At 58.2% G+C, this 607-nt stretch carries 1 pseudogene; it reads left to right on the top strand.

Going from position 1 to position 607, the window contains the following annotated elements:
- Window positions 1–607, top strand: a pseudogene (locus ACM6I7_RS14560) (hypothetical protein); the annotation flags it as partial.

Raw genomic sequence — 607 nt, 5'->3', positions numbered from 1 at the left:
TGCCGCCGGCGGCTCGTACACCACCCCGGCAAAACCCATCAGTGAAACCACGCTGACAATCGAACTGCCGGTCACCGTGCTGGCATTCAACCTGGGCAAAACCGTCACCGTGACGTACACCGTCACCCGCAACGGTGCGCCCCGCACCTCGTTGCCGCTGTTGTTGAATGTTGGCACCTTGCCGGACTCAAGCTTGATCCTGCCGGTGATCATGGACGCCGACGATGACGGCGAGGGCCAGGAGTTCAACGTAGGGAATCTGACCAGCAATGCCACCTATCGCATGGGCGTCTGGCCGTTGATTGCCACAGGCCAATATGTCTGGCTGCGTCTGAAAGGGACGAACGCTGATGGCAGCGACTACAACCTGCAGATTCATACGGCACCGGGTTCAATGGTCAGCGACAAGTGGCTCGATCAAGGCTATTACGAGCGGAGCATCGCCTTTGCAGGCTTGAGAAACCTCAAAGATGGCAGCCCGCTGACCATGGAGTTCAAAGCCGCGTTCGGCAAGAGCACGGATGAGAGCGAGGCGGTGCCCTTCCCCGTGCGTACTTACACGATCAAAGCGTTTGAGGATGTGCGACCAGAAATTACCGAATCGAAA

It is taken from the genome of Pseudomonas sp. IT-93MI4 (genome assembly GCF_949767635.1).
Classification (GTDB): Bacteria; Pseudomonadota; Gammaproteobacteria; order Pseudomonadales; family Pseudomonadaceae; genus Aquipseudomonas; species Aquipseudomonas putida_A.
Note: the sequence above shows the minus strand (reverse complement) of the source record. Positions and strands in the feature narration are given on the sequence as shown.